This is a genomic window from Cellulomonas palmilytica (genome assembly GCF_021590045.1).
Classification (GTDB): Bacteria; Actinomycetota; Actinomycetes; order Actinomycetales; family Cellulomonadaceae; genus Cellulomonas; species Cellulomonas palmilytica.
The window spans coordinates 3,191,164-3,209,693 of record NZ_CP062221.1; the positions used below are offsets into that span (position 1 = coordinate 3,191,164).

The window sequence follows — 18,530 nt, forward strand, 5'->3', positions numbered from 1 at the left end:
CGTCAGCGCAGGCCGGTGGGCCGCTCGAGCGCGAGGCGCACGAGCTCGTCGACCAGCTCGGGGTAGGTCAGCCCCGTGGCCTCCCACATGCGCGGGTACATCGAGAACGGCGTGAACCCGGGCATGGTGTTGATCTCGTTGACGATCACCTCGTCGTCGGGCGTGACGAACACGTCGACGCGCGCGAGGCCCTCGCAGCCGAGCGCCTCGAACGCCTGCACGGCGATCTCCCGCACGCGCTGCGTGACGTCCTCGGGCAGGTCGGCGGGGCACGCGAGCCGCACCGCGGCTTCGTCGAGGTACTTGGCCTCGAAGTCGTAGAACGCGTGCTTGCCCGCGTCGACCACGATCTCGCCGGGCAGCGACGCGCGCGCCCGCTCGCCGTGGTGCCCGCCGAGGACGCCGCACTCGATCTCGCGGCCCACGATCGCGGCCTCGACGACGATCTTCGGGTCGTGGCACTGGGCCTCGGCGATCGCGGCGGGAAGGTCCGCGAGGTCGTCGACGCGCGTGATGCCCAGGCTCGAGCCGGCGCGCGCGGGCTTCACGAACACCGGCAGGCCGAGCGCACGGACCCGCTCGGTCTGCGCCTCCGGGTCACGGTCGTACGCACCGGGCAGCAGCACGACGAACGGTCCGACGGGCAGCCCCTGGCCCGCGAACACGAGCTTCATCATGTGCTTGTCCATGCCGACCGCGGACGCCAGCACGCCGTCGCCGACGTACCGCACGTCGGCGAGCTCGAGCATGCCCTGCAGCGTGCCGTCCTCGCCGAAGGGGCCGTGCAGCAGCGGGAACACGACGTCGACCTCGCCCAGCGGGAGCGGGACGTCGCCGTTCTGGACGAGGTGCACCTCACGGTCCGACGAGGACTGCGGCAGCTGCACGTGCGCCTGCGCGTCCTCGACCTGCGGCAGCCTGCCCTCGGCGATCGACCAGCGGTCCGGGTCGTCGTCCGCGAGCACCCAGTGCCCCTCCGGCGTGATCCCGACCGCGAGGACGTCGTACCGGTCGCGGTCGAGCGCGCGCAGCACGCCGCCGGCGGTCGCGCAGCTGATCGCGTGCTCCCCGGAACGGCCACCGAACAGGACCATGACGCGGGGACGACGGGCAGGGGAAGCGGGGGCGCCCGCGTCGGCGGGCTGCGGCTGGGCGTTCATCGGGGACGACCCTACCCGCCGCCGACCGCGTGCCGACCGGCGCGCGTACGCTGACGCGGTGACCTCGCCGCACGCGCACCAGGCGCCCTCGACGCTCGTCGTGACCGCCGGACGCCCCGACCGCGGGCAGGGTGCCCCGCTGAACCCGCCGCTGGTGCTGTCCTCGACGTTCGTCTCGCAGGGCGTGCCGGGCGACGAGCCGATGTACGGGCGCGCGGACACCCCCGCGTGGCACGCGTTCGAGGAGGCCCTCGCGGCGCTCGAGGCGTGCCCGTCGCCCGCGCTCGTGCTCGGCTCGGGCATGGGCGCGATCGCCGCCGCGCTCTCCCTCGTACCCCCGGGCGGCCGGCTCGTCCTCCCCCGGCACAGCTACCAGGTCACGCTCGGCTACGCGGCCGACCTCGCGCGGCGCAGCGGCGTGCAGGTCGAGGTCGTGGACGTCGCGGACACCGACGAGGTGCTGTCCGCGGTCCGCGGCGGCGACGGCACCCGGCCCGCGGACCTGCTCTGGGTCGAGTCCCCGACCAACCCGATGCTCGAGGTCGCGGACCTGCCCGCGCTCGTCGTCGGCGCGCACGAGGCCGGCGCGCTCGTCGCGGTCGACAACACGTTCGCCACGCCGCTCGTGCAGCGGCCGTTCGAGCACGGCGCGGACGTCGTCGTGCACTCCGTCACCAAGTACCTCGCGGGGCACAGCGACGTCGTCCTGGGCGCGGTGCTCGCGGCCGACGCGGCGGTGCGCGCCCGCCTGCACGAGTACCGCACCGTGCACGGTGCGATCGCCGGCCCGTTCGAGGTGTGGCTCGCACTGCGCGGCCTGCGCACCCTCGCGCTGCGGGTCGAACGCGCCCAGGCCAACGCGCTCGAGCTCGCGCGCCGGCTCGCGGCCCACCCGCGCGTGCTCGCCGTGCGGCACCCCGGCCTGCCCGACGACCCCGGCCACGCGCGCGCGGCGAAGCTCATGGACGGCTACGGCTCGATCATCGGCATGCGCCCCGTGGGCGGGCCCGACGCGGCCGACGCGCTCGTCGACGCGCTGCGGCTGTGGGTGCCCGCGACGAGCCTCGGCGGGGTCGAGTCGACGCTCGAGCGCCGCCGCCGGTTCACCACCGAGTCCGTCACCGTGCCCGAGGACCTCCTGCGCCTGAGCGTGGGCATCGAGGACGTCGAGGACCTGTGGCGCGACCTCGAGGACGCCCTCGACCGGACGGCCTGACCCGCGCCTCAGCTCGGTGTGGTGACCATCCAGCGGCCGTCGGCCCGGGTGAGATGGAGCGTGCCCTCGACAGCGCCGAAGGCCTCCGCGACGGAGCCACGAAGTCCGGTCGCGACGTCCGCAGCGGCATCGCCGTCGAGCACGACCTCACCGACGCTGCCCTCGATCTCCTCGTCGAGCTCGCCGAGCCGTTCGACGCCGGTCAGGCACGACGAGGCCGCAGTGGCGACCTCGAGCGAGCGTTGAGCCTCGACCGTCAGAAGGGAGCAGACACGTTCCGGCTCACCGCCGGCGAGGCCGCCCAAGAACGCCTCGACCGTCAGGCGCGCCCCCTTCTCGCCGGGCTCGAGCCCAGGATCGAGCGGCTCACCGTCCGCACACCCCCCGCACAGCACCACTGCGAGCACGCCCGTCGCGCACCACACCGCGCGGATCCCCATGTCGTTCCCCTTCGTCGTCGCGGTCGATCGACCGCGCGTGGCTTCATCAGTCGCGAGAAAGATCGCGGTGGTGCGTGGTGCGCATGGCCGGGAGCACGGCCGTCGACGCGACGAGCGGGAGCAGCAGCGCACCCGCGGCGATCGCCCCCATGCCGCCCCACGGGATCCGCGCGGGGCCGCTGCCGTCGAGCGCGAGGAAGACCGCACACAGCGCGACCGCCAGCAGCCACGAGACCGCGACGCCCGGCACGGCCGCGAGCGCTGCCTGCGCCACGGTGGACCTCGCGAGCTCGGCCTCGCGCACGCCGACGACACGGAGCAGCGCGCGCTCCCGACGCTGTGCGGCGATCTCCGCCAGCAGGGCCGCGCACAGCAGCATGGCCGCCATGGCGCCCGCCGCGGCCACGACGGCGATCGTGATCCGCCGGTAGGTGATGCTCGTGCGCTCTGCGTCCTGGATGCGCTCCTCGAGCGTCAACGCGGAGTCGGGCCGAACGGGTGCGACCGCGGTCCGTGCGGCCTCCGTTCCGTGCGCACCGGGAAGGACAAGGGCTGTCGCGTGCACGGCGGCGTCAGCCACCGTGATCGGGTCGAGCGCCGAGCGGTCGATCACCCCACCGTTCGCCGGCAGCAGCTCGCGGACCTGCTCGAAGGTCTCGGACGTCGGCTGGACCGGCAGGCGCCCGACCGCGCCGAGCTCGTCGTACGTGATCGTGCCGTCGGGCTCGACCCGCTCGCGGACGACCTGCGAGCCGGGCGGCAGGGCTGCGTCCCAGACGAGCGCGGCGCCACCGGGCACGCAGGGCGGATCGACGACGAGCAGCTCGCCGAGCGCCGCGCAGTCCACCACCGCGACCGCCCGGACGTCCGGGCCCACCGCCACCTGGATGACGTCGACCCGGACGACGGCGGCGACCTCGTGGCCGTCGACCTCGCCGTCGCGGTCCTGCACGTCGGCGAGGACGAGGTCGTCGACAGTCGACGCTCGAGCAGCCCGCAGGTCGGCGCTCTCCGCCCCCGCGAGGAGCGGCAGGAGCGACAGGAGCAGCCCGCTGACCAGCACGACGACGGCTGAGCCGGCGACCACGCGCGCGTACCGCTCGGGCCGGCGAGCGACCCTGGCCGACGCGAGCTCCGCGACCCACGATCCCGTGAGCCGTCCCGTGACCGACGCGCACCAGCGGACGACGAGCGGCGTCGCGACCGGGACACCGACAAGGACTCCTGCGAGCGCGGCGATGAAGAGCCATGCGGCCACCTCGACGTCGCCCTGAGCCCCCATCGCAACCACCGAGCCCGCCAGCAGTGCGAGGCCCACCGCCAACGGCCACCCCCGCGCACGCGAGACCCCGGCCCTGCTTGCTCGCCGCAGGACGGCGAGGGGACCGACGTCGAGCCGACGGAGAGCGCCGACCACCACGACCGTGGCAACCCCGAGGACGGTCGCGGTCGCAGCGAGCAGCGCGGGCAGCGAGACGTCGACCATCCCGGGCCACACACCACCGTCGAACGGCAGCGACGGGGCCGCCCATCGCGCCGCCGGTCGCAGGACCAGAGCGGCAGCCAGCACGCCGGGCAGCACCGGGATCACCGACTCCAGCACGACGACTCCTCGGGCCGACGTCCTCGACAGACCGAGCAGTCGCAACGCCGCGAGCCGACGCTCGCGCCGCTCGGCCCCGATCGCGGCGGCAGTCGCGAACAGGATCACGACGGGCAGCAGGAAGACGACGACCAGCACCGGGACGGCCACGCGCAGGTCCGACGGCACGCGCAGGACATCGGCCGCATCGGTCCCGAAGCCCGACACCCGCAGGTCAGGTGAGAGCTCCGAGTCGTCGCGCCCGACCCAGACGACGAGCTCGTGCGGCCCGAGCAAGCCCGACGGACCCACGGTCGCGACGACGTCGCCCGGGTACCTGTTCGCCAGGGTGCTCCCCTCACGCCGCCTGAGCTCGCCGAACGCCGGCGACACCACGAGCTCACCCGCACGTGGCATCCGGGTGACGCCTGGAGCCGCGTGGCTCGTCGGGTCGGACGCCCAGACGTCCACGACGTGTATGGACCGGCCGGCGAACCGACCTTCGGACACCTGGACCCTCAGGCCGTCCTCATCCCCCACGATCGGCATCCGGGCCGCGGTCACCTCGGCCCGGTCGAGCGCGACATCGATCGTCGCGGCCGCACCGAGCACCACGAGCGTGCCGCCGAGCGCGGCGAGGAACGGCACGAGCGCGATCGTCGGCGCCCGGCGCAGTCCCGTCCAGGCGATGTCGAGAAGGAGACCCGCTCGTGCTCCCCACGCCCGTGGCGTCCCGTCACGGCTCACGTGTGCGCCCGTCCGCCATCGTCACCACGCGGTCGGCCATCGCGGCGAGCCCCGAGTCATGCGTCACGAGCACGACCGCCGCTCCGGCCTCCCGTGCGCTGCTCCGCAGCGCGGCGGCGACCACAGCACCGTTCGCCGAGTCGAGCGCACCCGTGGGCTCGTCGGCAAATACCACTGCGGGACGTGCGCACAGCGCGCGTGCGACCGCGACGCGCTGCTGCTCCCCACCCGACACCTCGCCCGGTAACCGCGACGCGAGGTGGGCCACCCCCAGCGACTCGAGCAACGGCATGACGTTCGCGAGCGCCTGGCGACGCGTGGCGCCGAGCAGGCGTAGCGGCATCGCCGCGTTCTGACCGAGCGTGAGCTCGGGGACGAGCTGGCCGTGCTGCATCACGAAGCCCAGGCGCTCGCGCCGCAGTCGGGTGCGCTCCGCGTCGGACGCGGCGACGACGTCGACGCCCCCGAGCGTCACGCTTCCCTTGTCGGGCACGACCAGCCCGGCAAGCGCGTGCAAGAACGTCGACTTGCCGGACCCGCTCTGCCCGACGACGGCCACGAACTCGCCCTCGGCCACGTCCAGCGACGCATCTCGCAGCGCCCACTGCGCGCCGTAGCTCACGCCCACGCCCTGCGCGGCAAGCACCGTCGGTGCCACAACTGCCTCCCCCTGGCCGGCCCTTGAGCACCGTACCTGGAACGACGCTCCCGAATGAGCGACTCCACGTCCCGGTGGTCTCCGCCCGTGAGGGCGGTGCGCAGGGCGCCGATGACCGCATCGGCGTCAGCGGCCGACGACCTCCGCGCGGCGCGGGCGCGACAGCAGCATGGGCGCGAGCTGGTCGACCGGCAGGCCCTCGTAGAGGACCTTCACGACCGCCTCGGTGATGGGCATCTCGATGCCGAGGCGTCGTGCGAGCTCGAGCACGGGCCGGCAGGTCTTGACGGCCTCGGCCGTCCCGCCCGTGGCGGCGATCGCCTCGTCGAGACCCATGCCGCGGCCGATGTGCCCACCCAGGGTGTGGTTGCGAGAGTCCGGCGACGCGCACGTCGCCATGAGGTCGCCCATGCCGGCGAGCCCGGGGAACGTCTCCGGGGTCGCACCGAGCGCCAGGCCGAGCCGCGTGATCTCGACGAGACCGCGCGTGATGACGGTCGCCATCGTGTTGTAGCCCAGGCCGCGGCCCTGCGAGATGCCCACCGCGAGCGCGATGACGTTCTTCACCGCGCCGCACAGCTCGACGCCGACGACGTCGGGGTTCGTGTACGGGCGGAAGTACGACGAGGCCACTGCGCGCGCGACGAGCGCGGCGGTGTCGGGCGAGGTCGACGCGACGACCGTCGCGGTCGGCTGGTGGCGCGCGATCTCACGCGCGAGGTTCGGGCCCGAGACGACGGCGACGCGCTCGTCGGGCAGGTCGAGCGTCTCCGCGACGACCTCGCTCATGCGCTTGTCGGTGCCGAGCTCGACGCCCTTCATGAGCGAGACGACGACCGCGTCGTCGCGCAGCGCGCCGCGCAACGGCGCGAGCGTGTCGCGGGCGACCTGCGACGGCACGGCGACGGCGACGATGCGCGCGTGCGCCACCGCGGCACGCGCGTCCGTCGTCGCGGTCACGGACGCGGGCAGGTCGATGCCCGGCAGGTACGCCTCGTTGCGGTGCTGGTCCGCGATCTGCCGCACGACGGCCGCCGAGCGCCCCCACACGGTCACGTCGCAGCCCGCGTCGGCCAGCACGGCCGCGAACGTCGTGCCCCAGCTCCCGGTGCCGAGGACGGCCGTGCGCAACGTCTCGCCGTTCTGGTCGGACGTCTGTCCGGACAACTGGTCGGGCGCCGTCACGGGTGCTCCGGCCGGGTCGCGTGGTCGCCGCCCACGCGGTGCGAGTCCGGCTTGCGCATGTCGTAGCGCACCGCGGGGGCCTTCTCGCCGCGGACCTCCTCGAGCAGCCGCGTGATGGCGTCCATGACGCGCTCGGTCGCCTCGCGCAGCGTCGCGGTGTCCTGCGGACGGTCGTACAGGTCGTCGAGCACCACGGGCGGGCCGGCGACGACCGTGACCTTCTTGCGCGGGATCGGCTTGAGCAGCTTCTTGTAGCGCCCGAGCAGGTTCTGCGGTCCCCACTGCGCGACGGGGATGACGGGCGCGCGCGTGCTCAGCGCGAGCCGCGCGACGCCCGTCTTGCCGACCATGGGCCACAGGTCCGGGTCGCGCGTGAGCGTGCCCTCGGGGAACACCGCCACGACCTCGCCGTCGGCGATCGCCTTCTCGGCGGCAGCCAGCGACTCCCCCGCCGCCGCGGTGTTGCGGTACACGGGGATCTGACCGGTCGCGCGCAGCACGGGCGCGACGACCGGAACCTTGAACAGCGACGCCTTGGCGAGCACACGCGGCACGACGCCGTTGTCCCACAGGAAGTGCGCGAACGTCAGCGGGTCGACGTTCGTCATGTGGTTCGACGCGACGATGAACCCGCGATCCGTCGGGAAGTTCTCCACCCCGTGCCAGTCCGCCTTGGTCGTCGCCTTGAGCAACGGACGGACGATCCTGGCGACGTTGCGGTAGGCACGGTTGGAACGAGCAGGCGGACGCACGACGAGCAGGCTACCCGGTACCGGCGTGACGGGATCAGTCGCGGCTGAACTCGGCGCCGAGCGCCGAGAGCTTGTCCATGAAGTGCTCGTAGCCGCGGTCGATGAGGCTGATGCCCCGCACCTGCGACGTGCCCTTCGCGGTGAGCGCCGCGATGAGGTGGCTGAAGCCACCACGCAGGTCCGGCACCTCGATGTCCGCGGCCGACAGGGGCGTCGGGCCGCTGATGACCGCCGAGTGGTAGAAGTTGCGCTGGCCGAACCGGCACGGCCGCCCGCCCAGGCACTCCTTGTAGACCTGGATCGTCGCGCCCATGCCGACGAGCGCGTCGACGAACCCGAACCGGTTCTCGTACACCGTCTCGTGCACGATCGACAGGCCCTTGGCCTGGGTGAGGGCCACGACGAGCGGCTGCTGCCAGTCCGTCATGAAGCCCGGGTGCACGTCGGTCTCGAGCTGGATCGAACGCAGGTCGCCGCCCGGGTGGTAGAAGCGGATGCCCTCGTCGTCGACGACGAACTCGCCGCCCACCTTGCGGAACGTGTTGAGGAACGTGGTCATCTCGGGCTGCGTCGCGCCGCGCACGTAGATGTCACCGCCGGTCGCGAGCGCCGCGGACGCCCACGACGCCGCCTCGATCCGGTCGGACAGCGAGGTGTGCTGGTAGCCCTCGAGCCGCTCGACGCCCTCGATGCGGATCACGCGGTCGGTGTCGACCGAGATGATCGCGCCCATCTTCTGCAGGACGTTGATGAGGTCCATGATCTCGGGCTCGATCGCCGCGCCCGACAGCTCGGTGATGCCGTCGGCACGCACGGCCGTGAGGAGCAGCTGCTCGGTGGCGCCCACGCTCGGGTACGGCAGGGCGATCTTGGTGCCCTGCAGGCGGGTGGGTGCGCTGAGGTAGATGCCCTGGGGGCGCTTCTCGACGACCGCGCCGAACTGCCGCAGGATGTCGAGGTGGTAGTTGATCGGCCGGTCGCCGATCCGGCAGCCGCCCAGGTCGGGGATGAACGCCTCGCCCAACCGGTGCAGCAGCGGGCCGCAGAACAGGATCGGGATCCGGCTCGAGCCGGCGTGGGCGTCGATGTCCGCGACGTGCGCGATCTCCACGTCGCTCGGGTCCAGGTGCAGCGTGCCGGCCGCGTCGTCGGCATCGACCCGCACACCGTGCAGCTCGAGCAGACCGCGCACCACCGCCACGTCGCGGATCTGCGGCACGTTGCGCAGCACGCTCGGGGTCTCACCCAGGAGCGCGGCCACCATGGCCTTCGACACGAAGTTCTTGGCGCCACGCACGGTGATCTCTCCCCGCAGCGGGTTGCCACCGTTGACGTACAGCAGATCGTTCACGCGCCCATCCTCGCCTACCCACGGCACCGGTCCCCGTCTCCCCGGGGTCCTGGCACCCTGCTCCGCACGACACCTTCACAGACCGCCGACACCCGCGCGCGCGGGACACGACCCGCGCGGCGACTGCGTGGCGACCTCTTGCCGGGCGGCTTGCCCCCACCCGGTTCGTTCTTGGTCTTCGTCCTCCCGCCGCCGCCGCACCTCGCGCCGACCGGCCGGAGTCGTCCTGCCCCGAGCACTGCCAACCCGGACGGCAGCGGGGTTCTTCCCCGCGCGACGGGCCGCCGCCCACGCTAGCGCGAAGACGGTGGTCGCACGCGACGACCCCGGCGCGCCCGCGAGAGGCGCACCGGGGTCGTCGTCGGACCGGTCAGGCGGGGCGTCGCCCGATCGCGACCTCGACCGGACGCGCGGCCTTGATCTCCACGGGCGGAAGATGCTTGGCGGGCAGCGTCGCGGGACGCCACGACTCGCGACGCTCCTCGAACGCCTGGATCTCGTCGACGTGCTGCAGCGTGAGGCCGATGTCGTCGAGGCCCTCGATGAGGCGCCAGCGCGTGTAGTCGTCCACGTGGAACGGGACGACGACGTCGTCGCACGTCACCGTGCGGGCCTCGAGGTCGACCGTCACCTCGGTGCCAGGACGCGTCTCGAGGATCTTCCAGATCAGCTCGATGTCCTCCTGGGCGACCTGGGCGGCCAGCAGGCCCTGCTTGCCCGAGTTGCCGCGGAAGATGTCCGCGAACCGCGCCGAGATCACGACCTTGAAGCCGTAGTCCTTGAGCGCCCACACCGCGTGCTCACGCGACGAGCCGGTACCGAAGTCGGGGCCGGCCACGAGCACGGAGCCGTTGCGGTACGCGTCCTGGTTGAGGACGAACGCCGGGTCGCCGCGCCACGCCGCGAACAGCGCGTCCTCGAACCCCGTGCGCGTGACGCGCTTGAGGTAGACGGCGGGGATGATCTGGTCGGTGTCGACGTTGCTGCGACGCAGCGGGACCCCGACGCCGGTGTGCTGGGTGAACTTCTCCATGGGTCTGTCTCTCTCGTTCGTCGTCGGGTCGTCAGACCGTCTGGAGGCCGGCGTCGGCGTCGGCCAGCGGCGAGCCGTCCGGCGCGGGCTCACCCGTGCCGAGGTCCGCGTAGGACGACAGCGTGCCGCGGATGGCGGTCGCGGCCGCGACGAGCGGCGAGACGAGGTGCGTGCGCCCGCCCTTGCCCTGACGACCCTCGAAGTTGCGGTTCGACGTCGACGCCGAGCGCTCCCCCGGCGCCAGCTGGTCGGGGTTCATGCCGAGGCACATCGAGCAGCCCGCGTTGCGCCACTCCGCACCGAAGTCGAGGAAGATCTTGTCGAGCCCCTCGGCCTCGGCCTGCAGGCGCACGCGCGCCGACGACGGGACGACGAGCACGCGCACGTCGTCGGCCTTCTTGCGGCCGCGCACGACCTTCGCGACCGAGCGCAGGTCCTCGATGCGGCCGTTGGTGCACGAGCCGATGAAGACCGTGTCGACCTTGATCGACCGCAGCGGCTGCCCCGGCGTCAGGCCCATGTACTCGATCGCACGCTCGGCGGCCACGCGCTCGTTGGCGTCGGCGATCTGCTCGGGGACCGGCACGTCGGCCGACAGCGGCAGGCCCTGGCCCGGGTTGGTGCCCCACGTGACGAACGGCTCGAGGTCCGCCGCGTCGAGGACGACCTCGGCGTCGAAGACCGCGTCGTCGTCCGAGCGCAGCGTGCGCCAGTACTCGACGGCCGCGTCCCAGTCGGCGCCCTCGGGCGCGTGCGGACGGCCCTGCAGGTACGCGAACGTGGTCTCGTCCGGCGCGATCATGCCGGCGCGCGCGCCGGCCTCGATCGACATGTTGCAGATGGTCATGCGCGCCTCCATCGACAGCGCGCGGATGGCCTCGCCGCGGTACTCCAGGACGTAGCCCTGGCCGCCGCCGGTGCCGATCTTGGCGATGACCGCGAGGATGATGTCCTTGCTGGTCGCGCCCTCGGGCAGCCGGCCGTTGACGGTGATCGCCATGGTCTTGAACGGCGCGAGCGGGAGCGTCTGGGTCGCCAGGACGTGCTCGACCTCGGACGTGCCGATGCCGAACGCGAGCGCGCCGAACGCACCGTGCGTCGAGGTGTGCGAGTCACCGCAGACGACCGTGAGGCCCGGCTGCGTGAGCCCGAGCTGCGGGCCGACCTGGTGGACGATGCCCTGGTCCGCGTCGCCGAGCGAGTGGATGCGCACGCCGAACTCCTTGGCGTTGGTGCGCAGGGTCTCGATCTGCGTGCGGCTCGTCGTGTCCGCGATCGGGCGGTCGATGTCGAGCGTCGGCGTGTTGTGGTCCTCGGTGGCGAGCGTCAGGTCCGGGCGGCGGACCTGACGGCCGGCCAGACGCAGACCCTCGAACGCCTGCGGGCTGGTGACCTCGTGAACGAGGTGGAGGTCGATGTAGAGGAGGTCGGGGGCTCCGTCGGTGCCTCGTCGCACGACGTGCGCGTCCCAGACCTTCTCCGCCAACGTACCGGCCATGTGCTGCGGTCCTGTTCTGCTCGTCCGGGTGGGGGTGTTCCCGGTTCTTGCGGCCGATCGGGGCTGACTTCTCGGGACTTGTGCCTTCGCACTTGCATCTCAGCCTGCGAGACGCCAATATCGGCCTATGGACAACTCTAGCGGAGTCGGCGTCCTGGACAAGGCCGCAGCCGTCCTCAGCGCGCTCGAGGCCGGTCCGGCGACCCTCGCGCAGCTCGTGACCGCCACCCATCTTGCTCGCCCCACCGCCCATCGTCTCGCAGTTGCGCTCGAGCACCACCGGCTCGTCGCCCGCGACATGCAGGGCCGGTTCGTCCTCGGCCCGCGCCTGTCCGAGCTCGCCACCGCGGCGGGCGAGGACCGCCTGCTGGCCGCGGCCGGACCGGTGCTCGCCGCCGTGCGCGACCACACCGGGGAGAGCGCGCAGCTCTACCGACGGCAGGGTGACCAGCGCATCTGCGTCGCCGCGGCCGAGCGGCCGATCGGCCTGCGCGACTCCATCCCCGTCGGCGCGACGCTCACCATGCAGGCCGGCTCGGCCGCGCAGGTGCTGCTCGCCTGGGAGGAGCCCGACCGGCTGCACCGCGGCCTGCAGGGCGCGAAGTTCACGGCGACGATCCTGTCGGGCGTGCGTCGCCGCGGCTGGGCGCAGTCGGTCTCGGAGCGCGAGGTCGGTGTCGCGTCCGTCTCCGCGCCCGTGCGCGGGCCGTCAGGACGCGTCGTCGCGGCCGTCTCGGTATCCGGACCGCTGGAGCGGCTGACGCGCCAGCCGGGCCGCCTGCACGCCGCCGCGGTGGTCTCCGCCGCGAACCGCCTCACCGAGGTGCTGCGCCGCACCGCGGAGTGACGTCCGGCCTCCCCTTGATCCCCCGTCCCCCGATCTCCCGCGCGACCCGAAGGCCCCGGCCCCCCGCCGGGGCCTTCGGCGTCCCCCGCGCGGTACGGGCCGCACCGACGCGCGACGATCCCCCCGGCTCGTCGACGCCCGCACGCACCGACTCGCGAGAACGACGAAGGCCCGGTCACCGTGGTGACCGGGCCTTCCGACGTACCCCCGACCGGATTCGAACCGGCGCTACCGCCGTGAGAGGGCGGCGTGCTAGGCCGCTACACAACGGGGGCCTATCGCCTGCGTGACCCGTGGGCCTCGCTTGCGTGTGAACACTTTACCCGACGTTCGCTCGTGCTCCGAACCGTCCGATCAGCGGTGCTCGCGCTGGGGTACCAGGACTCGAACCTAGACTAACTGAACCAGAATCAGTCGTGCTGCCAATTACACCATACCCCATGGGGTATGACTTCCGTGCCTCCCGGCAGCCCCACGACGGGTCGTGAGGGCCACTCGGTTCGGACTCATCCGGACGTCGTACCGCCCGAGAACGTTACCCGGTCGCACGCCCGTCGACCAAACCGCCACCAGTGAGAGCCGCGCCACGTCAGCACGCCCACGCTCCCCTGCCGCCGGCCGGCATCGGACGCTCAGCGCGGGATCTGCGCGATCTCGGCCGCGTCGTACCAGAGCAGGTCGGCGTCGTCGACACGCTCCGCCGCCGCCGCGTCCCCGTCGAGCGCCCGCGCGACATCGGCGGCGACCTCCGGCTCGTCGACGTGCACGCACGCGATCGCGTCGCCCCCGACGGCGTCCACGAGCGCGACCGCGCTCGGGCCCGCGTCGTCCGGCGCCCCGTCGAGGCGGACCGCACCGTCGGGCACGTCGACCGTCACGACGAGCCGCAGCCGCGGGGCGTCACCGCGCGCGGCGAGCAGCGCGAGGCTGTCGTCGGCCGCCATGAGGTGCGCGGAGAACTCGAGCCCCTCCTCGTCCTCGTCGGGCAGCGCGGCGCGCAGCGCCGGCGTGACCGTGTGGGCGGTCCGGGGACCGATCGTGACCGAGCCGTCGGCGGCCGGCTCGAGCTCGTCGAGCGTGGCGGGCAGGTAGAGGCGCACGACGTCAGTGTGCCGCGCGTGCGCCCCATCCGTCGCACCGGCCCGCTGCCGACTCACGCGATCAGCGTCAGACGATCCGGCGTCAGGCGAGATGGCGTCAGAGGAACGGCGTCAGGCGAACGGCGCCACCGACGCGACCGGCGGTACCCCGGCAGCCGACCGCACGTGCCCCACGCGCTCCGCGAGCCCGACGAGCGCGCGACGCGCCGGCGAGCCCGGGGCGATCTCGCGCAGCGTGCGCGCCTCGAGCACCGCGGCGTCGAGGCTCGGACGGTCGTCGGGCACGAGCACCGCGTCGCGGACACCCGCGTACCGCTCGAGCGCACGGGCGACCGCACGCGCGGGCTGCGGCCCGGCGACCGACGCGCGGACGCGGTTCACGACCACGTGCTGCGGGCTGATGCCGAGCTCACCCAGGTCGGACAGCGCACGCACCAACCGCTGGATGCCGACCGGGTCCGCCGAGCCGACCACGACGACCTCGTCGGCCGCCGTCAGCGCACCCAGCGTCGCGGCGTTGCGGCGCGGCGCGCGCGTGTCGTAGCTGAGCACCTCGTCCTGCTCGACCGAGAACCCGCAGTCGACGACGACGAGCGCGGCGAGACGCCGCGCGACGACCCACACCGCGTCGAGCGCCGAGCCCGGCAGCTCGGGCCAGCGGTCGGCGCGCGTGATGCCCGACAGCAGCCGCAGGTCGGCGCTCACGTACGGCGCGAGCCGCGCGAGCGTCACGAGGTCGAGCGAGCCCTGGCCCGCCGCGCGCGCCGCCGCCGCGAGACCCGGCGACTCGTCGAGCAGGCCGAGGAGCTGCGCGAGGCAGCCGCCGTACGTGTCGGCGTCGGCGAGCAGGGTCGACCTGCCGGCGGCCGCGGCCTCCGCGGCCAGGTTGAGCGCGACCGTGGACCTGCCCGGCGCCCCCGTGGGACCCCAGACCGCGACGAGCCGACCGCGCTCCACCGGCGGGACCGGGGTCTCGTCCCAGGGGTCCGCACCCGACCAGTGCGGGCTGTCGGGTCCGACGGGCCCGCCCGGGACAGCGGGCACGGCCGGGCGGTGCATCCCCTGCACGAGCGCAGCGACACGGTCCGCGAGCGCGGCTGCTCCCCCGGCGTCGACCGGCGCGTCGAGCACCAGGTCGGCCGCCGCGACCCGTGCGCGGTCGGCCGCGGACGTGCGCTCCGGGTCGAGCAGGACGACGACCGCGGCACCTGCCGCACGCAGCACCGCGACCGCCGTGAGGTCGAGCTGCTCGACGTCCGCCGAGACCACCGCGACCCGGCCGAGCCCGGCGTCGGCGGCCGCCTGCAGCTCCGCGAGGTCCGCGCACCGCCGCGTGACACGCAGCGCGGGGTCGTCGTCGAGCGCGCGGACGACCGCCACCTCCGCGGTGCCGCGCACGGCGCACAGGACGCCGACGACACCCGGCGTCTGCTCGCTCATCGGCCCGCCGGCCCGGGGACGGGCAGGACGTCGATCGCCCCGTCGGCCGAGAGCGCCGCGAGCAGCGGCGCGAGCGCGTCCTGCGGGACCAGGACGTGCACGACGGCCGACCCGCTCGCCGCGAACGTGCCGTCGGGCCGGTTCACCTCGGCGACCGTCACGCCCGCGGCGAGCGTCCTGGGCGCGAAGGCGCCCTTGTCGTCCTTCGCCTCCTTGCCGTCGCCCGACGAGGACATCGGCGGCTTGGGCGTGAACCACACGTCGACGACCGCGCCGGGCACGACGTCGTCGGACGGCGCGGACCGTACCGGCACGGCGACCGGGCGCAGCGCCACGTCGGCGGCCGACCCGAGCGCGTCCGCGGGGACGAGCTCGCCCGCGCCGACCGTGCGCAGCGCGACCGCGTCCTCGGGCAACGGGCGCGCCGCCGAGACGTACTCGGCGCTCGCGAGGTCCGGCAGCCGCACCTCGACGACCACGAGGTCGTCCGACCCGACCGCGGCGCCGGGTACGAGCACGCCGCGCGTCGCGTACACGGGCACGGTCTCCTGCGCCGAGCGCACGGCCCACGCGCCGAGCGCGACGGCGGCCGCGACGAGCACGACGCCCGCGAGGAGCCGCGGGTCGCGCCAGCCCGGGCGGCGCAGCCGCGCCGCGGTGGGCGCGGGGAGGTCGAGCAGGGCGGTGTCCACGCAGGGCTCCTTCGGTCGTCGGCGCTCCGCATCCTGCCGCAGACGAACGGGGCACAGCGGGCGAAACGGAAGGATTGTGGATAACCGGAAGTGCCCGCCACCGCGTGCCACACTGCGGTCATGCCACAGCGGTACCTCTCCCTCGCCGACGTCGCCGAGACCCTCGGGGTCTCGGTCGGTCAGGTGCGCACGATGGTGACGACGGGCGAGCTCGAAGGCTTCCAGATGGGTGGTCGCAAGATCTGGCGCGTCGACGTGGCCGACCTCGAGGCCTACGTGCAGCGCGCGAAGGCGCGTACCCGTGAGCGCATCACGAGCGGCGCGGGGTTCGACGACGAGAGCGCGGACGAGGCCTGACGCCCGGGTCCCGGACCCGACCCCTCACCCCGAGCGCACGACGAGCAGGGCGTCGAACGCGAACGTCCAGCCCGCAGCGCCGCGAGCGACGTCCGCCGGCATGACGTCGACGTGGTCGGCGCCCACCCGGTCGATCCGGCCCGAGACGCTCACCCCCTGCGCGTCGACCCGCACGACCGTGCGGTCGCGCGCCACGGCACGCAGCGCGTGGCCGAGCGCGAGCCTGCGCTCGACCTCGCCCGCCGCCGGGGCGGCCCACGCGCCGAGGCCGACGACCGCGCTGACGGCGGACGTCGGCACGAGCGCGCGCCGCACGCCGTCGGGGGCGAGCAGCACCCACTGCGGCGCCGCGTCGACCACGACGCCGTCGACCGCCTGACCGTCGCGCAGCACGAGCCGCAGCGTCGTCGCCCGCGCCGCCCGGAGCCGGTCCGCGAGGTGCACCTGCGCACGCTCCGCCCGCGTGAGCTCGGCGACCTCGTCGCGCAGGTCCTGCGCCCGCGCGGCGTCGAGACCGCTCTCCAGGTCCGCGAACAACGCCTCCCACCGCACGCGCCCACGGTAGCGGCGCGCCGGCGGGCCGCGGCGTGCTTCGTCGTGAACGGTCCCGAGCGACCGCGAAGCGGACACGACTGGACAGACCGGACACCGCTGCACTAGACCTAGGCCAACCAAACGGCATCAAACGACATCATCAGCAAGCAAGCGGGGGGAAACATGACAAGCAGCGCTCGTCGACGACCACTGGCGACGACCGCGGCGACGCTCGGCGTCGCCGCTCTGACCGCCGCGGGCGTCGCGGTCGCACTGGTGCTCGCCGCGCTGGCCGCCGCGCACCCGGACCGGCCCCTGGCGGTGCAGGACGTCGTCAACGTCGCCGTCGCCGGGCTCGGCGCGATCGTGGCCGCGTGGCTCGCGGTGTCGTGCGCGCTCGGCTCCGCGTGCGTCGCCGGGCGCCTGGTGGGGGCCGGCTGGCGCTCCGGAGAGGCCCTCCTGCGGCGCTGCGCACCGGTCGTGGTGCGCCGCGCGGTCGCCGGCGCGGTGGGCGCGAGCCTCGGTCTCGGGCTCGTCGCGACCGGGGCGCACGCCGCACCCGTCGACCCGTCGCCGACCGCGTTGAGCGTCGCCGACGAGGCGAGCACGTCCACCGGCGCCGCGTCCCGCACCGGCGCCGACGGGGTCGCCGAGGGCGTGCTGGAGGGGCCGGCCCAGGCCGCCGGAGCCGTCGGGTCGGCGGGCTCCGTACCCGTCGTCGCCGCCCGGGACACCGGCACGGCCCCGCAGGCGCCGGTCGGCGCGCCCGACCCGGCGTCGCCCGCGCTCACCTGGCAGGTCACCGCGCCTGTGCCGTCGGACGCCGGGACGCCCGCGGACACGTCGCCCAGGGACGACACCGGCCCTGCGGACGGCGCGTCCCCGGAGCCCGTCGCCACGGGCTGGGTCCCGACGACCGGCACGGCTGCCGGCGGCGGAGACGGTCGAGGCGACGGCAGCACCGACGCCGCCGGGGCGTCCCGGCTCGCTGACGACGTCTCGGGGCAGTCGGCGAGCGGCGCCACCGCGCCCCAGGCCCTGGCCGGGGCATCGGGCGCGACCCTCGCATCGGCCGTCGCGCCCGCCGCGGCGCACGGGAACGGGTCCGCGGTCGTCGTCGTCGAGGCCGGCGACTCGCTCTGGTCGATCGCGGCGGCGCACCTGCCCCACGGCGCGAGCGACGCGCAGGTCGCCGCCGCATGGCCGCGCTGGTACGAGGCGAACCGCGACGTCGTCGGGGACGACCCCGACGTGCTCCTGCCCGGCCAGGTGCTCACCGCTCCCGTGACGGAGGTCGCCCGATGAGCGCACTCACCGTCGCCGAGGTCGTCTCGCCGCTCGAGGACGCGCTGGCGGCCGGGATCGCCGCACCGCGGCGCACACGCTCGGGCGCGCACCTGCGCGTGGCCGGTGCGCCGCGCGTGCGCCCGCTGCCCGACCTCGCGCCCTCCCCCGCCCCGCTCCCCGAGGTCGAGCACGACCGGCGGCCCGTGCACACGCTGCGCACCCGTATCGCCGTCCTGCGCAGCGCCGACCGCACGGACCTCGTGGAGACCGCGGACGAGACGACGCCCGCCGCGCCCGTCGACCCGCGCGCGCTCGTCGGGTCGCTCGCCCTCGCGAGCGTCGAGTCGCTCGTCGGGCGACGCTCGGTCGCCCAGCTCGCGCGGTGGCTCACGCCGGGCGTGTACGACGCGCTGCACGCGCGCGCCTCCGCCTCCGCGCGAGTGCTGGCCTCGCGCGGCGGCGGACGGTCGGTGGTGGTCCGCAGCGTGCGCGGCTGCCGCACCGAGGAGCGGGTGCTCGAGGCGAGCGCGGTCGTCGACGACGGCGTGCGCGTGCGCGCGGTCGCGATGCGGCTCGAGGCGCACCGCCGCTCGTGGCGGGTGACCGCGCTCGAGATCGGCTGACCCGGCGCGGCGCCCTCGGGTGCAGCGC

18 protein-coding genes and 2 tRNA genes are annotated in these 18,530 nt (G+C 74.4%); 5 read left to right on the forward strand and 15 right to left on the reverse strand.

Going from position 1 to position 18,530, the window contains the following annotated elements; all coding sequences use genetic code 11:
• Nucleotides 1-2 precede the first annotated feature (2 nt).
• On the reverse strand, nt 3-1,160 hold the full coding sequence (locus F1D97_RS14445) for a D-alanine--D-alanine ligase family protein (RefSeq protein ID WP_236121205.1): 1,158 nt from the start codon (nt 1,158-1,160) through the stop codon (nt 3-5).
• Between the two features lie 58 nt (nt 1,161-1,218).
• Between F1D97_RS14445 and F1D97_RS14450 the strand changes: the two genes are divergently transcribed.
• Entirely contained in the window at nt 1,219-2,376 is a 1,158-nt protein-coding gene (locus tag F1D97_RS14450) for a trans-sulfuration enzyme family protein (protein ID WP_236121206.1), read from the forward strand.
• 8 nt (nt 2,377-2,384) lie between these two features.
• Here the strand turns inward: F1D97_RS14450 and F1D97_RS14455 are convergent, their stop codons facing one another.
• The 8 genes from F1D97_RS14455 to leuC all read right to left on the reverse strand — a co-directional run bounded on the left by F1D97_RS14455 (nt 2,385) and on the right by leuC (nt 11,622).
• Entirely contained in the window at nt 2,385-2,816 is a 432-nt protein-coding gene (locus tag F1D97_RS14455) for a hypothetical protein (protein ID WP_141317961.1), read from the reverse strand.
• A 46-nt stretch (nt 2,817-2,862) separates the two neighbouring features.
• Nucleotides 2,863-5,145 carry an FtsX-like permease family protein gene (locus F1D97_RS14460; protein WP_236121207.1) on the reverse strand — a complete coding sequence of 761 codons (2,283 nt, stop codon included), beginning with the start codon at nt 5,143-5,145 and terminating at the stop codon, nt 2,863-2,865.
• The gene (locus tag F1D97_RS14465; RefSeq protein ID WP_236121208.1) at nt 5,135-5,803 is read right to left on the reverse strand and encodes an ABC transporter ATP-binding protein; all 669 of its coding nucleotides are present in this window, start codon (nt 5,801-5,803) and stop codon (nt 5,135-5,137) included. Before F1D97_RS14465 ends, F1D97_RS14460 begins: the two co-directional genes overlap by 11 nt.
• A gap of 126 nt (nt 5,804-5,929) precedes the next feature.
• Nucleotides 5,930-6,988: an NAD(P)H-dependent glycerol-3-phosphate dehydrogenase gene (locus F1D97_RS14470; RefSeq protein ID WP_396022524.1), complete on the reverse strand. Its 1,059-nt coding sequence runs from the start codon at nt 6,986-6,988 to the stop codon at nt 5,930-5,932.
• Nucleotides 6,985-7,740 carry a lysophospholipid acyltransferase family protein gene (locus tag F1D97_RS14475; RefSeq protein WP_236121209.1) on the reverse strand — a complete coding sequence of 252 codons (756 nt, stop codon included), beginning with the start codon at nt 7,738-7,740 and terminating at the stop codon, nt 6,985-6,987. The genes F1D97_RS14470 and F1D97_RS14475 overlap by 4 nt, the downstream gene beginning before the upstream one ends.
• Nucleotides 7,741-7,774: 34 nt before the next feature.
• A complete protein-coding gene (gene murA, locus F1D97_RS14480) occupies nt 7,775-9,091 on the reverse strand; it encodes a UDP-N-acetylglucosamine 1-carboxyvinyltransferase (protein ID WP_236121210.1) in 1,317 nt (438 codons plus the stop codon).
• Nucleotides 9,092-9,461: 370 nt separating this feature from the next.
• Entirely contained in the window at nt 9,462-10,124 is a 663-nt protein-coding gene (gene leuD, locus F1D97_RS14485) for a 3-isopropylmalate dehydratase small subunit (protein WP_236121211.1), read from the reverse strand.
• A 31-nt stretch (nt 10,125-10,155) separates the two neighbouring features.
• A complete protein-coding gene (leuC, locus tag F1D97_RS14490; protein WP_236121212.1) occupies nt 10,156-11,622 on the reverse strand; it encodes a 3-isopropylmalate dehydratase large subunit in 1,467 nt (488 codons plus the stop codon).
• A gap of 127 nt (nt 11,623-11,749) precedes the next feature.
• On the opposite strand from leuC, the gene F1D97_RS14495 reads away from it, so the two are divergent.
• The gene (locus F1D97_RS14495) at nt 11,750-12,469 is read left to right on the forward strand and encodes an IclR family transcriptional regulator (protein WP_094180472.1); all 720 of its coding nucleotides are present in this window, start codon (nt 11,750-11,752) and stop codon (nt 12,467-12,469) included.
• 202 nt (nt 12,470-12,671) lie between these two features.
• Here the strand turns inward: F1D97_RS14495 and F1D97_RS14500 are convergent.
• The 5 genes from F1D97_RS14500 to F1D97_RS14520 all read right to left on the reverse strand — a co-directional run bounded on the left by F1D97_RS14500 (nt 12,672) and on the right by F1D97_RS14520 (nt 15,701).
• Nucleotides 12,672-12,744: transfer RNA gene (locus F1D97_RS14500), tRNA-Glu, on the reverse strand.
• 94 nt (nt 12,745-12,838) lie between these two features.
• Nucleotides 12,839-12,910, reverse strand: a tRNA-Gln gene (locus F1D97_RS14505).
• Between the two features lie 191 nt (nt 12,911-13,101).
• Nucleotides 13,102-13,569 carry a DUF6912 family protein gene (locus F1D97_RS14510; protein WP_236121213.1) on the reverse strand — a complete coding sequence of 156 codons (468 nt, stop codon included), beginning with the start codon at nt 13,567-13,569 and terminating at the stop codon, nt 13,102-13,104.
• A 111-nt stretch (nt 13,570-13,680) separates the two neighbouring features.
• Nucleotides 13,681-15,009 carry an AAA family ATPase gene (locus F1D97_RS14515; RefSeq protein WP_236121214.1) on the reverse strand — a complete coding sequence of 443 codons (1,329 nt, stop codon included), beginning with the start codon at nt 15,007-15,009 and terminating at the stop codon, nt 13,681-13,683.
• Entirely contained in the window at nt 15,006-15,701 is a 696-nt protein-coding gene (locus F1D97_RS14520) for a hypothetical protein (RefSeq protein WP_236121215.1), read from the reverse strand. The genes F1D97_RS14515 and F1D97_RS14520 overlap by 4 nt, the downstream gene beginning before the upstream one ends.
• A gap of 120 nt (nt 15,702-15,821) precedes the next feature.
• On the opposite strand from F1D97_RS14520, the gene F1D97_RS14525 reads away from it, so the two are divergent.
• Nucleotides 15,822-16,058: a helix-turn-helix domain-containing protein gene (locus F1D97_RS14525; RefSeq protein WP_236121216.1), complete on the forward strand. Its 237-nt coding sequence runs from the start codon at nt 15,822-15,824 to the stop codon at nt 16,056-16,058.
• Nucleotides 16,059-16,082: 24 nt separating this feature from the next.
• On the opposite strand, the gene F1D97_RS14530 is transcribed toward F1D97_RS14525, so the two are convergent.
• Nucleotides 16,083-16,610, reverse strand: coding sequence for a hypothetical protein (locus F1D97_RS14530; protein WP_236121217.1), 528 nt, complete (start codon nt 16,608-16,610; stop codon nt 16,083-16,085).
• A gap of 165 nt (nt 16,611-16,775) precedes the next feature.
• Here F1D97_RS14530 and F1D97_RS14535 point away from each other — a divergent pair, with 165 nt between their 5' ends.
• A complete protein-coding gene (locus tag F1D97_RS14535; protein ID WP_236121218.1) occupies nt 16,776-17,897 on the forward strand; it encodes a LysM peptidoglycan-binding domain-containing protein in 1,122 nt (373 codons plus the stop codon).
• Nucleotides 17,894-18,502: an Rv3235 family protein gene (locus F1D97_RS14540; RefSeq protein WP_236121219.1), complete on the forward strand. Its 609-nt coding sequence runs from the start codon at nt 17,894-17,896 to the stop codon at nt 18,500-18,502. The genes F1D97_RS14535 and F1D97_RS14540 overlap by 4 nt, the downstream gene beginning before the upstream one ends.
• Nucleotides 18,503-18,530: the final 28 nt, after the last annotated feature.

Excerpts from the sequence above, each read along its gene's own strand:
- F1D97_RS14445 (WP_236121205.1), bottom strand. The coding sequence starts at position 1,160 with ATGAACGCCCAGCCGCAGCCCGCCGACGCGGGCGCCCCCGCTTCCCCT.
- F1D97_RS14455 (WP_141317961.1), bottom strand. The coding sequence starts at position 2,816 with ATGGGGATCCGCGCGGTGTGGTGCGCGACGGGCGTGCTCGCAGTGGTG.
- leuD (WP_236121211.1), bottom strand. The coding sequence starts at position 10,124 with ATGGAGAAGTTCACCCAGCACACCGGCGTCGGGGTCCCGCTGCGTCGC.
- leuC (WP_236121212.1), bottom strand. The coding sequence starts at position 11,622 with ATGGCCGGTACGTTGGCGGAGAAGGTCTGGGACGCGCACGTCGTGCGA.
- F1D97_RS14495 (WP_094180472.1), top strand. The coding sequence starts at position 11,750 with ATGGACAACTCTAGCGGAGTCGGCGTCCTGGACAAGGCCGCAGCCGTC.
- F1D97_RS14515 (WP_236121214.1), bottom strand. The coding sequence starts at position 15,009 with ATGAGCGAGCAGACGCCGGGTGTCGTCGGCGTCCTGTGCGCCGTGCGC.
- F1D97_RS14525 (WP_236121216.1), top strand. The coding sequence starts at position 15,822 with ATGCCACAGCGGTACCTCTCCCTCGCCGACGTCGCCGAGACCCTCGGG.
- F1D97_RS14535 (WP_236121218.1), top strand. The coding sequence starts at position 16,776 with ATGACAAGCAGCGCTCGTCGACGACCACTGGCGACGACCGCGGCGACG.
- F1D97_RS14540 (WP_236121219.1), top strand. The coding sequence starts at position 17,894 with ATGAGCGCACTCACCGTCGCCGAGGTCGTCTCGCCGCTCGAGGACGCG.